The sequence below is a fragment of the Pseudoxanthomonas sp. JBR18 genome, from assembly GCF_028198165.1.
Taxonomy (GTDB): Bacteria; Pseudomonadota; Gammaproteobacteria; order Xanthomonadales; family Xanthomonadaceae; genus Pseudoxanthomonas_A.
The window spans coordinates 1247470-1259647 of the sequence record NZ_CP116339.1; the positions used below are offsets into that span (position 1 = coordinate 1247470).

14 protein-coding genes are annotated in these 12178 nt (G+C 69.9%); 6 read left to right on the top strand and 8 right to left on the bottom strand.

Annotation, left to right across the window (positions count from 1 at the left end; genetic code table 11):
* Positions 1 to 17 precede the first annotated feature (17 nt).
* From PJ250_RS05755 to PJ250_RS05775, 5 genes are read right to left on the bottom strand one after another with little or no spacing between them, the layout of a single operon-like run.
* The gene (locus PJ250_RS05755) at positions 18 to 1004 is read right to left on the bottom strand and encodes an AAA family ATPase (protein ID WP_271647602.1); all 987 of its coding nucleotides are present in this window, start codon (positions 1002 to 1004) and stop codon (positions 18 to 20) included.
* Positions 1001 to 2164: a DUF4350 domain-containing protein gene (locus tag PJ250_RS05760; protein ID WP_271647603.1), complete on the bottom strand. Its 1164-nt coding sequence runs from the start codon at positions 2162 to 2164 to the stop codon at positions 1001 to 1003. Before PJ250_RS05760 ends, PJ250_RS05755 begins: the two co-directional genes overlap by 4 nt.
* Positions 2161 to 3678 carry a DUF4129 domain-containing protein gene (locus tag PJ250_RS05765; RefSeq protein ID WP_271647604.1) on the bottom strand — a complete coding sequence of 506 codons (1518 nt, stop codon included), beginning with the start codon at positions 3676 to 3678 and terminating at the stop codon, positions 2161 to 2163. Before PJ250_RS05765 ends, PJ250_RS05760 begins: the two co-directional genes overlap by 4 nt.
* Positions 3668 to 4669: a stage II sporulation protein M gene (locus PJ250_RS05770; protein ID WP_271647605.1), complete on the bottom strand. Its 1002-nt coding sequence runs from the start codon at positions 4667 to 4669 to the stop codon at positions 3668 to 3670. Before PJ250_RS05770 ends, PJ250_RS05765 begins: the two co-directional genes overlap by 11 nt.
* Positions 4666 to 5382 carry an RDD family protein gene (locus PJ250_RS05775; RefSeq protein WP_271647606.1) on the bottom strand — a complete coding sequence of 239 codons (717 nt, stop codon included), beginning with the start codon at positions 5380 to 5382 and terminating at the stop codon, positions 4666 to 4668. The genes PJ250_RS05770 and PJ250_RS05775 overlap by 4 nt, the downstream gene beginning before the upstream one ends.
* A 139-nt stretch (positions 5383 to 5521) precedes the next feature.
* Here PJ250_RS05775 and PJ250_RS05780 point away from each other — a divergent pair, with 139 nt between their 5' ends.
* Entirely contained in the window at positions 5522 to 5791 is a 270-nt protein-coding gene (locus PJ250_RS05780) for a YkgJ family cysteine cluster protein (protein ID WP_271647607.1), read from the top strand.
* Here the strand turns inward: PJ250_RS05780 and PJ250_RS05785 are convergent.
* Entirely contained in the window at positions 5788 to 6690 is a 903-nt protein-coding gene (locus PJ250_RS05785) for a DUF2167 domain-containing protein (RefSeq protein ID WP_271647608.1), read from the bottom strand. The two genes, PJ250_RS05780 and PJ250_RS05785, sit on opposite strands and share 4 nt — an antisense overlap.
* Positions 6691 to 6770: 80 nt before the next feature.
* A complete protein-coding gene (locus PJ250_RS05790; RefSeq protein WP_271647609.1) occupies positions 6771 to 7313 on the bottom strand; it encodes a gamma carbonic anhydrase family protein in 543 nt (180 codons plus the stop codon).
* 74 nt (positions 7314 to 7387) lie between these two features.
* Between PJ250_RS05790 and xth the strand changes: the two genes are divergently transcribed.
* Positions 7388 to 8155, top strand: coding sequence for an exodeoxyribonuclease III (gene xth, locus PJ250_RS05795; protein WP_271647610.1), 768 nt, complete (start codon positions 7388 to 7390; stop codon positions 8153 to 8155).
* Positions 8156 to 8236: 81 nt separating this feature from the next.
* On the opposite strand, the gene PJ250_RS05800 is transcribed toward xth, so the two are convergent.
* On the bottom strand, positions 8237 to 8488 hold the full coding sequence (locus PJ250_RS05800; protein ID WP_271647611.1) for a GlsB/YeaQ/YmgE family stress response membrane protein: 252 nt from the start codon (positions 8486 to 8488) through the stop codon (positions 8237 to 8239).
* Between the two features lie 210 nt (positions 8489 to 8698).
* Here PJ250_RS05800 and PJ250_RS05805 point away from each other — a divergent pair, with 210 nt between their 5' ends.
* The 4 genes from PJ250_RS05805 to PJ250_RS05820 are packed head-to-tail and all read left to right on the top strand — an operon-like array spanning position 8699 to position 11757.
* Positions 8699 to 9331: a 4'-phosphopantetheinyl transferase family protein gene (locus PJ250_RS05805; protein ID WP_271647612.1), complete on the top strand. Its 633-nt coding sequence runs from the start codon at positions 8699 to 8701 to the stop codon at positions 9329 to 9331.
* 39 nt (positions 9332 to 9370) lie between these two features.
* The gene (rsmG, locus tag PJ250_RS05810) at positions 9371 to 10024 is read left to right on the top strand and encodes a 16S rRNA (guanine(527)-N(7))-methyltransferase RsmG (RefSeq protein ID WP_271647613.1); all 654 of its coding nucleotides are present in this window, start codon (positions 9371 to 9373) and stop codon (positions 10022 to 10024) included.
* Between the two features lie 36 nt (positions 10025 to 10060).
* Positions 10061 to 10861, top strand: a complete 801-nt coding sequence (locus PJ250_RS05815) for a ParA family protein (protein WP_271647614.1) — start codon at positions 10061 to 10063, stop codon at positions 10859 to 10861.
* The gene (locus tag PJ250_RS05820; RefSeq protein WP_271647615.1) at positions 10861 to 11757 is read left to right on the top strand and encodes a ParB/RepB/Spo0J family partition protein; all 897 of its coding nucleotides are present in this window, start codon (positions 10861 to 10863) and stop codon (positions 11755 to 11757) included. The genes PJ250_RS05815 and PJ250_RS05820 overlap by 1 nt, the downstream gene beginning before the upstream one ends.
* The last annotated feature ends 421 nt before the right edge of the window (positions 11758 to 12178 follow it).

The window sequence follows — 12178 nt, forward strand, 5'->3', positions numbered from 1 at the left end:
GCAGATGGCGCTCGGCCTCACTTGCGCGGCGCCTCCACCTTGGCCAGCAGCGCGCCGAGCACCGTGTCCGGCGACTGCCCCTCGATCTGCAGTTCCGGCGCCAGGGCGATGCGATGGCGCAGGGCCGGCAGCGCGACCTCGCGCACATCGTCGGGCACCACGAAGTCGCGCCCGTTCAACAGCGCCTGCGCACGCGCCGCGCGCACCAGCGCGATGCTGCCGCGCGGGCCGGCCCCCAGGGCGATGCCCGGCCAACCACGCGTGGCCGCGACCAGCCGTACCGCGTAGTCGATCACCTGCGTGTCCACCTGCACTGCGGCGGTGGCCTGTTGCAGGGCCACCACGTCCTCGGCCCCGGCCACACACTGCACGCGCGACAGATCGAAATCCCCGGCCCGGCGCCCGGTGGTGACCGCATCGACCATGCGCTTCTCGTCTTCCAGGTCCGGATAGCCGATCAGCACCTTCAGCAGGAAGCGATCCAGCTGCGCCTCGGGCAGGGGATAGGTGCCTTCCTGCTCGACCGGGTTCTGCGTGGCCAGCGCCAGGAACGGCGGCGCCAGCGGGAAGGACTGGCCTTCGATGGTGACCTGCCCCTCCTGCATGGCCTCCAGCAGCGCCGACTGGGTCTTGGCCGGGGCGCGGTTGATCTCGTCGGCCAGCAGCAGATGAGTGAACACCGGGCCGCGGCGGATCTCGAAGCGCTGGCTGCCCGGGTCGAACACCGCATGGCCAGACACGTCGCTGGGCATCAGGTCCGGGGTGAACTGCACGCGGGCGAAGTCCAGCGACAGCGCGCGCGACAGCGCCCGCACCAGCAGGGTCTTGCCCAGCCCGGGCACGCCTTCGATCAGCACGTGGCCACCGGCCAGCAGCGCGATCAGGATCTGGTCGAGCACCTCGGGCTGGCCGATGAAGGCCTTGGCGACCTCCTCGCGCACCGCGCCCACGCGCTCGGCGATGGACGCGTCGGCGCTGGCGGGGGTGTCGGACGGTTCGCTCATAGTCGGTTCCTCATGTGCATCAACAGGGAGATTCGGTCGGCAAATTCGCGGCGCTCGCGCTGGGTGGGCACCTGCAGCGCGCGCCGCAGGCGCGCGGCCGGCAGGCCGAAGCGGCGGGCCAGCGCATCCACCTGGGGCTCGCCACTGAGCGCGGCGGCCACCGGATCCCGGCGCCGCAGACGCATCAGGAAGGCCTTGCGCGCGGCCGCGTAGAGCAGCGGCCCCTTGCCGTAGCGGTACAGGTGCTCGCCACTGGCGCGCACGTGCTCCAGCAGCGAGCGGCGCGCCGGCTGGGGCGCCGGGAGCGGCGGCCCGAAGCGCTGCGCACGCGCCCACAGCCAGCCCAGCAACGCCACCAGCAACGGCACCCACACAGGCCAGCCGCGCGCCAGCACGGTGCGCCACAGCGAGGGCATCTGCACGGCGTAAACCAGGTGCATGGTGCCCTGGCCGTAGTTGGGCGCCAGGATCTGCCGGGCCAGCACGCGATGGGGAATGTCGTGCAGTCCACCGCTGGCCGGTCGGTCACCGCGGGCACGCGTGCCATTGCCAAGGAAATCCACATCGGCCAGCACGTCCACATGGCCCTGGCCATGGGTCAGGCGCGCATAGACATAGCCGTCGCGCAGGTTGCCCCACGACAGCTCGGGCTCGACTTCGGCAAAGACGAAGCGCCGCGCGCGACAGAACTCCACGTGGCGCTCGTCTCCCTCAACCTGGAAGGGCTCGCATGCTCCGGGGTCCTTGACCTGCAGTCCCAGTGCATCCAGCACCGGCATGGCCTCATGCTGGGACAGGCGGGCACCGGGCGGCGTGCGCACGACCAGGTGCCCGCCGCGCGCCACCCAGTCCAGCAGCGCCTGCGCGCGCGCGGCATCCAGGTAGCGCGGGTCGTCGAGCAGGACCAGCGTGTCGCGTGGCCCCAGCGCGGACACCGGCAGATTGAAACGTGGACGCGACTCGACCCGCACGCCGTCGGCCTTGAGCGCCTGCTTGAGCACGTAGAGCGGATTCCACGCCGCCTCGCCCACCGGCGGCAGGGTCACGGTTCGCTCCACCCGCTCGTAGGTGTGGACGAACCACGCCACCAGCACGAACACGCACGTGCCCACCGCCAGCGCGATCAGCCCGCCCTTCGCCCCGCGCGTGGTCTCGCTCATGCGCGCCACCGGTAGCTGGCCTGCAGGTCGCCCACCAGCGCCTCGAAATCGGCATCGTCGGGCAGGCGCTGGGCATAGGCCGCCAGCTGCCACACCCGCACCATGCGCGCGAACAGGCTGCGGTCGGCGTCCTCGGGCTGTCGGCGCGAGGCACGCAGGCACTGCGACTCGGTCGCCCCCGGCGGCAGGACCACGCCAGCGCGCGCGGTCATCGCCTCCACGCTGGCCCGGTACAGCAGGGCCAGGGCACGGCGCCGGTGGCCGTCGCGCCACAGCGCGCGGGCCTGGGTGGCGATGTCCTCGGGCAGGACCTCGGGAAGTTCGATGGCGCTGGAAGTGGCCTCGCTCGGCACGGCGCGCGGCGCACGCACCCCGCGCATCCACGGCCACCAGTGCCTGGCGCTGGCCAGGACGAAAATCACCACCAGCGCCAGCAGGATCCACAACCCCCACTCGCCGATGAAGGCCAGCACGCCCTGCAGGCCCCGCAGCCAGGACAGGTCCGGCGCCTCGCGCTGGATCGGCTCGGGCGCGTCCTGCGGCCGGCGCTGCCAGTGCCGGTCGGTGCGGTGGCGGTCGATCAGCGGGTCGTGATACGCGGTATCCACGGCCTTGCGAAACGCGTGATCGTCCACGCGCGCCTGACCGAACACCTGCTCGACGCCGGGCGGCGGCGCCTGCCCGGGCGCGGGGGCCTGCGCGCGCGACGGCCCGACAAACCCTACAAGGCACAGCACCAGCACGAAGCCGGTCGAGGCGGCCTGCAGCCGCTGGCGCAGGCGGCGGAAGGCGATCTCCACGTCCCAGGCCTCGATCTGCGTGCGCCGGTTGAGGTACAGCCCAAACCCGGCGCCGACGAAGAACGGCTCGATCGCGCCCACGCCGATCCAGAAGGCCGTGTTGAGCCCCAACTGCGCCCACAGCGGCGGATCGCGCAGCAAGGCCAGGCCTGCGCGTGCGGCCTCGGGCAGGTAGTCGACCGGCACGAACAGGAACACCAGCGCCACGCAGGCCAGTGCCACCGCCAGCTGGAAGGCCAGGCACACCAGGGCCAGCACCATCGCGTTGCCGTAGACGGTGGCGCCCAGCACCGCGCGCCGCTGGCGCAGGCGCGGACCGCGCTCGCCTTCCAGCAGTTCGATGGGCAGGTACAGCGCACGCGCCGGGCTGAAGCGGCGCCAGGTGAGATAGCCCAGCATCGGTCCCCAGCCCCAGCGCAACTGGGCGGCCAGGGTCTGGCGCGTGGTCGGCGTCTGCCCGAACACCCCGCGCGAGATCACGAACAGCGGCACGCGGTCCAGCAGCGGCTTGATCCACCACAGCGCCAGGCACGAGGCCAGCGGCATGGACAGCGCCCAGGCGGCCGTGTTGACCAGCACGAAGACCGGCACGGCCACCCACAGCCACGGCGCCCAAACCGCGCGGGCGTGGCGCCGGACCAGCGCGGTGCCCAGTTCCACCGCTTCCCACGGCGAACGGGCGCGCAGCTCGACAGTCAGATGCTCAGCGCGCATCGGCCTGCCCCGCATCCAGCCCGCGCCCGCCGCGCCACAGCCAGGTCAGCACGCCGGTCCACAGCACCGCGGCCACCGCGTACTTGACCGGGTACGGGACGCTGGCAATCGAGGACCAGAAGGCCTCGATGAAGGCCGCCACCAGCAGCATGAAGGCCACGCCCAGGCACAGCCGCGCGCCCTTGAGCCCGGCCTGGACCAACGCCTGCCCGCGGCTGCGCCGGCCCGGCGCCAGCCAGTGCAGTCCCATCTGCAGCCCGGCGCCGCCGGCGATCACGATGGCGGTCAGCTCGAAGGCGCCATGCCCGCACACGAAACTCCAGAACGGTCCGCCCGAGCCGATCCGGGTCAGATGCCCGGCCACCGCCCCGATGGTCAGCCCGTTGCTGATCAGCACCACGATGCTGCCCACGCCCACCAGCAGGCCGCTGGCGAAGGTCTGCAGGCCGATCCCGGTGTTGTGCATGATGTAGTAACCGAACATCGTCCAGTCGCTGCCGCTGTCGCGGCCGATGCGGGCATTGGACGGGTCGTACATCCGCTCCATCTGCGCCAGCTGGCGTGGGTCGATCAGCGCGTGGATCAGTTCGGGCCGGACCTGCAGCAGCACCGCGATGCCCACCAGCGGCAGCGCGAACAACGCCAGCGAGGCCCACATGCAAGCGGCCTCGCTGCGCACCAGTCGAGGAAACCCCGCCAGCAGGAATTCCAGCGCCGCGCGCCAACGCACCGGCGGGGTCCGGTAAAGCACCTGGTGGCCCTGTTCCATCAAGGCCTGCAGGCGGGCGGTGACCTGCGGGCTGTAGCCACGCCGGCGCGCCAGCGACAGCTGCTGGGCGATGCGCCGGTAACGCTGCGGGACCGCCTCATCGCCCAACGCATCGGTGTTGCGTGTGTCCTGGGCACGACGCGCGTCGGCGCGGGTGCGCAGCCAGTGCTCCAGCTCCACCCATTCGTGCTGGTGGCGGGCGATGAACTGCTCCTGTTTCATCGCCGTCCCAACAAACAGTTGGCCATGCCGAACAACCGCAGCACGCCCGGTGCGCCACGCGCGCCGGTGAGTGGCTCGACCAGGTCGGCCAGTTCGGCCTGGCGCTCTGGGGTGAGCCCCGGCGCGCGCTCACCGAAGGCGACGATGGCCGCTTGCTCGGCCGGGCGCAGGGCGACCTGCGGCACGTAGAGGGCGTTGACCGGCGCCCGCGCGCCGGCCTCGGTGTATTCGGCATGCACCACCACGGTCCCGGCGGCCAGGTCACCCAGGCGGCGTGCGGACGGGTCGATCAGGCTCACCACCAGCCCGGTGGCGTAAGCGAAGGGCAGCATGTCCACCACGCGCAACAGGTTGCGGGTGATCGAGGCCAGCCAGCCGATCGGCGCGCCGTTGGCCTGGACCACGCGCAGGCGCATCGCCCGCTTGCCCAGGGTCTGGCCATGCCACAGGGCTTCCAGCACGATCATGTAGGCCCACTGGATCAGGAAGCTGGCGATGGCGGTCAGCCCGGCGCCCAGCTTGCCCAGCAGGGCCAGCAGCAGCGAGACCACCAGCATCAGGGCCACGCGCACCACCAGGTCCACGCCCCAGGCGATCGCGCGCGGCACCGGCCCGGCGGTCGGCAACTGCAGGGCCACGCCTTCGGGCGTGACCACTTCTCGATAGGTGTCCAGGACCGGGACCTGCGTGGCGGCCTGCGGCACTGCGCTCATCCCCTTCCCCGTCTCACTCGCCTCGCGCTGCATCGTCCCTGCTTGCCTGGTGTCCATCCATGGTGCCGGCCGACTGTAACGGCCCCGGCCACGCTTGCCCATCCCGGGTGGCGACGCGGCCACGCACTAGACTGGCGTCATGTCCGGATCCGACCTGCCCTGCCGCACCGGCTGCGCGGCCTGCTGCACCGCCCCGTCGATCAGCTCACCCATCCCGGGCATGCCGCAGGGCAAGCCGGCCGGGGTGCCTTGCGTGCAGCTGGATGCCGACCTGCGCTGCATGATTTTCGGCCAGCCCGAGCGGCCTGCGGTCTGCGCCCGCCTGCGGCCGCAGGCGGCGATGTGCGGCGCCTCGCGCGGCGAGGCGATGGCCTACCTCGCCGCGCTGGAAGCCGCCACCCGGCCCTAGCGCACCGTGGCCGATGCCCGGTCCTTGCGCGAAGAGAGGAACTTCTTGATCGCCGCGCCTGCGGCGATCAGGCCGAAGATCAGCAGCTTGCCCAGCTTGGCCAGGATCAACCCGAGCTTGGCCAGCAAACCGGTCTTGGCGGCCAGGCCGCCACCGATCAACGCCGCCACGCCGTAGGCGGCGACCTTGTCGGTGGAAGCGTTGTGGTCGGCGTAGCGCGCGCCGGGGTCGAACTCGGTCATCGGCAGCAGCTGCTGCATCCCGGCCTGCACCTGCGGCAGCTCGTCCATCCCCGACACCGCGTTGAGGCTGAGGTAGCCATGGCGCCCGAGCACGCGGATGTCGTAGTTGAGCGTATGGGTCGGTTCGCCGTTGAACGCCAGCTCCTTGGCCCAGTAGAGCTTCTTGCTGGACGCGTCGTAGCGCGGGGGCACCGCCCAGCCGACCAGGTCGACCCGGCCGTAGCCGGCCTTTTCGCGTTCGGCATTGGCCTCGCGCGTGCCGTCCTGCATGTCCTTGAGTAGGGCGTCGTAGTCGATCTTGGAGGCGTCCTCGTCGGAGACATAGCCCTCATCGTCATAGGTGACCACCACGGCCCAGCTGCCTGCTTCGTCCAGCGCCGGCCGGGTCGGCACGACCATGCCCAGCACGCTGTCGTCTTCCGGGTTGCCCCACAGCTGTTCGAGCACCTTGCGGGTGTCGGCCTTGTCCAGATAGCGGAACTGGTCACCCAGGTTGAAATGCACCGCGGCCTGCTCCACCGCGATCTCGCCGCTGCGGAAGTGCAGCCCGTCCACGAGCTGGCGCACCGTATCGTCCGGTGTTTGCTGTGCCAGCGCCGGAACGGCGAGCGCCATCATCCACGCGGCCACTAGGCCACGGAGCTTGGTCTGCGTCATCTCTTCCCCTTTCGTCCTTGCAGGCATCCCCATGCCCAGGCGCCGAGTGTCGCCCGACGCGGGCGCGGCTGACAAGGCGGTCAGTCGTTGTCCTGGGCCAGGTACTGGTCCTTGAGCCGCACGTAGTGCTGGGCCGAGTACAGCAGGCCTTCGAGGTCCTGGTCCGAAAGCCTGCGCGCCAGTCGTGCCGGGTTGCCGACCCACAGTTCGCCGCTGCCGACCTGCTTGCCCGGCCCGACCACCGCGCCGGCCGCGATGAAGGCGTTGGGCGCGATCACCGCCCCGTCCAGGATGCAGGCGCCCATGCCGATCAGGCAGGCATCGCCAATGGTGCAGGCATGGATGATGGTGCCGTGGCCGAGGGTCACATCCTGCCCGATCAGGGTGGGATAGCCGCCCTTGTTGTAGGGACTGGCGTGACTGACGTGGATGATCGTGCCGTCCTGCACGTTGGTCCGCGCGCCGATGCGCACGTGGTTGACGTCACCGCGGATCACCGTGCCCGGCCACACCGAGACATCGTCGCCCAGTTCCACGTCGCCGATGACGGTGCAGGCCGGATCCACATACACGCGCTGGCCCAGCACGGGCCGCTTGTCGAGATAGGGACGCAGGGTCTTCATCGGGCCAGTGTACCGATGGGCTCGGTGCCGGTGGGTTAGGCTGTGCCGCCCTCGCCGCCGCCCCGCGCACCGCCATGAAGATCGCCAGCTGGAACGTCAACTCGCTCAACGTGCGCCTGCCGCACCTGGAACAGTGGCTGCGCGACTTCGCACCGGATGTGGTCGGCCTGCAGGAAACCAAGCTGGAGGACCACAAGTTCCCGGATGCGGCCTTGGTCGCGGCCGGCTATCGCAGCGTGTTTTCCGGGCAGAAGACCTACAACGGCGTGGCCCTGCTGGCGCGCGGCCAGATCCAGGACGTGCAGGTCGGCATTCCCGGCTTCGAGGACGAACAGAAGCGCGTGATCGCCGGCACCATCGATGGCGTTCGTGTGATCAACCTGTACGTGGTCAACGGCCAGGACGTGGGGACCGACAAGTACGGCTACAAGCTGCGCTGGCTGGAAGCGGTGCGCGAATGGATCAAGGCCGAGCTGGCCGTGCATCCGCAGCTGGTGGTGCTGGGCGACTTCAACATCGCCCCGGACGCGCGTGACGTGCATGACCCGGCGGTGTGGAACGAAGACCACATCCTCACCTCCACCGCCGAGCGCGGCGCGCTGCAGTCGCTGCTGGATCTGGGCCTGCACGACGCCTTCCGTCTGCACAGCGAGGAGGCCGGGATCTTCAGCTGGTGGGATTACCGGATGGCCGGTTTCCGCCGCAACCTGGGCTTGCGCATCGATTTGACCCTGGTCTCCGACGCCCTAAAGGCGCGCGCGAGCGCTGCCGGCATCGACCGTGAACCCCGCACTTGGGAGCGTCCCAGCGACCATGCGCCGGCCTGGGTCGAGCTCGGTTGAGCCTGTGGGTTCAGCATCCGCAAAAGAAAAGCCCGGGCAAAGCCCGGGCTCTTCCACCTCGTCGAACTGCGCGTCGTGCGTTTAACGCACGCTCTTGCGGGTGAACAGGTTGACGATGGCCAGCAGGATCACCGCGCCAAGCAGCGACCACAGGAAGGTCCCCACGGTGATGCCGGCATTGATGCTGCCGCCGCCCAGGAAGCCAGCAATGGCTGCACCGACGATGCCGACGACGATATTCAGGATGATGCCCTGCTGGGCGTCACGACGCATGATGATGCTGGCCAGCCAGCCCACGATGCCGCCCACGATCAGCCAAATAATGATGCCCATTGCCGTTCTCCTCGTTTGATGGGTTTCGATGCCCCGCGCTGTGGGGTGCGGGACGATTTGGCCGCCGCTGGCGTGAAACCGTCGTATACGACACGGGTTCAGAGATGATCAAAACCCCTCTAAAACAGGCATTTGCGGCAATGCGGCCGTTGCGGCCTTCACATGCCCGACGCCTACATGCCGGGACTTTCGCAAGCCGTCGGGCGACGCATGCACATCCCTGAACCAGATGAGGACACGGGCCGCCGCTGGTCGATCGGCCCGCTGCAGGTGTGGTGGAGCGCCTATCCGATGCGCGGATCGGGCGAACCATTGGCACGTCCGCTGCTCGAGAACTGGTTCGCCTTGCCCGCAGGAACCCTCCCGCTGGCCCGCGATGCCCGCGGCCGACCACGCCTGCACGGCCCATTGGCCGGGCACGACGTCGGCTGGAGCCACAGCGGCCAGGGACTGCTGCTGGCCACCGCACCAGGGGTGGAGCTGGGCACCGATCTGGAGCGGCTGCGTCCGCGTCCCAACGCCTTGGCGCTGGCCGAACGCTATTTCGCGCCGGCCGAGGCCCAGGCGTTGGCGGCGTTGCCCGAGGCGGTCCGCGAGGTCGCCTTCCTGCGCCTGTGGTGCGCCAAGGAGGCCGTGCTCAAGGCGCATGGTCACGGCATTTCCTTTGGTCTGGAGCGCCTGGCCTTCGCCCCGATGGACACAGCCACCCTGGATGCCGGCCCCCTGCGACTGGTTGCGTGCGATGCGGCGCTGGGCGCGCCCGATGACTGGAGCCTGCACCAGTGGCAGCCCCGCCCCGAGTATCTGGCAGCCGTGGCCTGGCGCAGGCGGCCTGGCGATTGAGCGCTCCGCCAGCACGCCGCCCTGCGATAATCGGCGGCGATGACTCCTGATTCCCTGCCCCCTGGCCTGGATGCGCTGCTGCGCGACGGGCTGGCCGACCTCGGCCTGTCCACCGATCTGGCGCCCCCGCTGCTGGCCTACCTGGCCCTGCTGGTGCGCTGGAACGGCACCTACAACCTCACCGCCGTGCGCGACCCGCGGCAGATGGTGACCCGCCACCTGCTCGACTCGCTGGCTATGCATCGCTTCGTTTCCCACGGCACCCTGGCCGACCTGGGCACCGGCCCCGGCCTGCCCGGCATTCCGCTGGCCATCGCCCACCCGGATCTGCAGGTCACCCTGGTGGAGAGCAACGGCAAGAAGGCCCGGTTCCTGCGCGAGGCCGTGCGCCAGCTCAAGCTGGGTAACGCCCGCGTGGCCGAGTCGCGCGCCGAGGCGGTGGACGAACCGGCCGCCTACGACCATCTCACCGCCCGCGCCCTGGACACCCTGGCCGGGATCATCGCGGTGGGCGGGCACCTGCTCAAACCCGGCGGCACACTGCTGGCGATGAAGGGCGTGATGCCCCACGAGGAAATCGCGGCCCTGCCCGCCGGCTGGGCGCTGGTCGGCACCGAGCCGCTGTCCGTGCCCGGCCAGGAGGGCGAACGCCACCTGGTCACAGTGGGACGCGCCGGGGTGAAACCCGCATAATCCCTGACCCGCCCCCTTCCCGAGGAACGCCGCCGCATGGCCAGGATCATCGCCATCGCCAACCAGAAGGGTGGCGTGGGCAAGACCACCACCGCCGTCAACCTGGCCGCCGGACTGGCACATACCCCGCAGCGGGTGCTGCTGGTCGACCTGGATGCCCAGGGCAACGCGACCATGGGCAGCGGCGTGGACAAGCGCGAGATCGAGGCCTCGACCTTCGAGGTGCTGCTGCAGGAAGCGCCGGCGCGCGATGCGATCGTGCGCACCGGCGAGGACTTCGACCTGATCCCGGCCAACATCGACCTGACCGCCGCCGAGATCCAGCTGATGGATGCCGAAGGCCGCGAGCAGCGCCTGAAGACCGCACTGGAGCCGCTGCGGGCCGACTATGACTGGATCATCATCGACTGCCCGCCCGCGCTGTCGCTGATGACCCTCAACGCCTTGACCGCCGCCGACTCGGTCCTGGTCCCGATGCAGTGCGAGTACTACGCACTGGAGGGCCTGAGCGCGCTGATGGATACCATCGCCGCCATCCGTGGCCGGCTCAACCCCAGGCTGGAGATCGAGGGCGTGCTGCGCACCATGTTCGACGTGCGCAACAACCTGGCCAACGCCGTGTCGGCCGAACTGACCGAGCATTTCGGCGACCAGGTCTTCCGCACCATCGTCCCGCGCAACGTGCGCGTGGCCGAAGCCCCCAGCCACGGCCAGAGCATCGTCGGCTACGACCGCGCCTCGCGCGGTGGCGTGGCCTACCTCGGCCTGGCCGGGGAGATCATCCGACGCCAGCAGGAGCGGTTGCGACCCGCTCCCCCGCCCATGGAGAACTATTGATGTCCGCCCCGAAGAAGCGCGGCCTGGGCCGCGGCCTGGAAGCGCTGCTTGGCCCCAAAGGAGCCGAGACGCCACCGACCGAGGTCCAGCCTGGCGAAACCCTGCGCACGGTCCCCGTGGGCGAGCTGCAGCCCGGCCGCTACCAGCCGCGCCAGGCGATGGACCCGGCCAAGCTGGACGAGCTGGCCGATTCGATCCGCGCCCAGGGCGTGATCCAGCCGATCGTGGCGCGCGCGGTGGACACCGGCGGTTACGAGATCGTCGCCGGCGAGCGCCGCTGGCGCGCCTCGCAGCTGGCCGGCCTGGCCGAGGTCCCGGTGGTGGTGCGCGAGCTGGACGACCGCACGGTCATCGCCATGGCGCTGATCGAGAACATCCAGCGCGAGGACCTCAACCCGCTGGAAGAGGCGCAGTCATTGCAACGGCTGATAAACGAATTCTCGCTGACCCATGGCCAGGCGGCCGAGGCGGTCGGGCGTTCGCGCGCGGCGGTGTCCAATCTGCTGCGCCTGCTGGAACTGCCGCCGGCCATCCGCCATCTACTGGAGGCGCGCCGCCTGGAGATGGGCCACGCCCGCGCCCTGCTGACGCTCTCGCCCGAGCTGGCCAGCAAGCTGGCCGCCGAGGCCGCCGACCAGGGCTGGTCGGTGCGCGAGGTCGAACATCGCGCCTCGCAGTTCGCCGCCGGCCGGGTCCCGGCCAACGGCAAGAAGAAGCCGGCCAAGCTCGCCCCCCAGGCCGACATCGCCTCGTTGCAGAACGAGCTGTCCGAGACCCTGGGCACCTCGGTGGTCATCGCCCACGGCCGCAATGGCAAGGGCAAGCTGATGATCCACTACACCGATCTGGACACGCTGGAAGGGGTGCTGGAGCGGTTGCGGGGCAAGCGGGAATAAGCCGCTGCTGAGGGTTGGCGCGATGTGCGCGCTAACGCTAGCGAGCCTGTTTGTCTTGGACTCCCGGTTTTCCCGGGAGCCCCTATCTTTTCCTCTGAAGGCAAAGGCTTTCGCGCCTATCGGCGCGACTTCCTTTTGTCTTGTCAAAAGGAAGCAAAACCGCCTCTCGCCGGGACACTCGCCGCCGCGACGCGGCGGTCCCCTGCGCTTCTCGAAGAAGACGGCATGTCGCCCAAACTCGCTGCGCTCAAACAGGGCGACTCTGCGGCCGTCTTCTTCTCCGATGCTCGGCTCGCTTTACGGCTCAGACATACGGAGCAAAGTGCAACAGCAACAGCCGAAGCAGAAGCAAGGGCCACGAGGCTTCCCTTCGTCTCTGCTCCGAACCCCTCTATAACGCACGGCGAAGAGATGAGGTCAA

What these genes read in the sequence shown, in the direction of transcription:
- PJ250_RS05755 (WP_271647602.1), bottom strand. Translation starts at nt 1,004, where the DNA reads ATGAGCGAACCGTCCGACACCCCCGCCAGCGCCGACGCGTCCATCGCC.
- PJ250_RS05760 (WP_271647603.1), bottom strand. Translation starts at nt 2,164, where the DNA reads ATGAGCGAGACCACGCGCGGGGCGAAGGGCGGGCTGATCGCGCTGGCG.
- PJ250_RS05765 (WP_271647604.1), bottom strand. Translation starts at nt 3,678, where the DNA reads ATGCGCGCTGAGCATCTGACTGTCGAGCTGCGCGCCCGTTCGCCGTGG.
- PJ250_RS05770 (WP_271647605.1), bottom strand. Translation starts at nt 4,669, where the DNA reads ATGAAACAGGAGCAGTTCATCGCCCGCCACCAGCACGAATGGGTGGAG.
- PJ250_RS05775 (WP_271647606.1), bottom strand. Translation starts at nt 5,382, where the DNA reads ATGAGCGCAGTGCCGCAGGCCGCCACGCAGGTCCCGGTCCTGGACACC.
- PJ250_RS05780 (WP_271647607.1), top strand. Translation starts at nt 5,522, where the DNA reads ATGTCCGGATCCGACCTGCCCTGCCGCACCGGCTGCGCGGCCTGCTGC.
- PJ250_RS05785 (WP_271647608.1), bottom strand. Translation starts at nt 6,690, where the DNA reads ATGACGCAGACCAAGCTCCGTGGCCTAGTGGCCGCGTGGATGATGGCG.
- PJ250_RS05790 (WP_271647609.1), bottom strand. Translation starts at nt 7,313, where the DNA reads ATGAAGACCCTGCGTCCCTATCTCGACAAGCGGCCCGTGCTGGGCCAG.
- xth (WP_271647610.1), top strand. Translation starts at nt 7,388, where the DNA reads ATGAAGATCGCCAGCTGGAACGTCAACTCGCTCAACGTGCGCCTGCCG.
- PJ250_RS05800 (WP_271647611.1), bottom strand. Translation starts at nt 8,488, where the DNA reads ATGGGCATCATTATTTGGCTGATCGTGGGCGGCATCGTGGGCTGGCTG.
- PJ250_RS05805 (WP_271647612.1), top strand. Translation starts at nt 8,699, where the DNA reads ATGCACATCCCTGAACCAGATGAGGACACGGGCCGCCGCTGGTCGATC.
- rsmG (WP_271647613.1), top strand. Translation starts at nt 9,371, where the DNA reads ATGACTCCTGATTCCCTGCCCCCTGGCCTGGATGCGCTGCTGCGCGAC.
- PJ250_RS05815 (WP_271647614.1), top strand. Translation starts at nt 10,061, where the DNA reads ATGGCCAGGATCATCGCCATCGCCAACCAGAAGGGTGGCGTGGGCAAG.
- PJ250_RS05820 (WP_271647615.1), top strand. Translation starts at nt 10,861, where the DNA reads ATGTCCGCCCCGAAGAAGCGCGGCCTGGGCCGCGGCCTGGAAGCGCTG.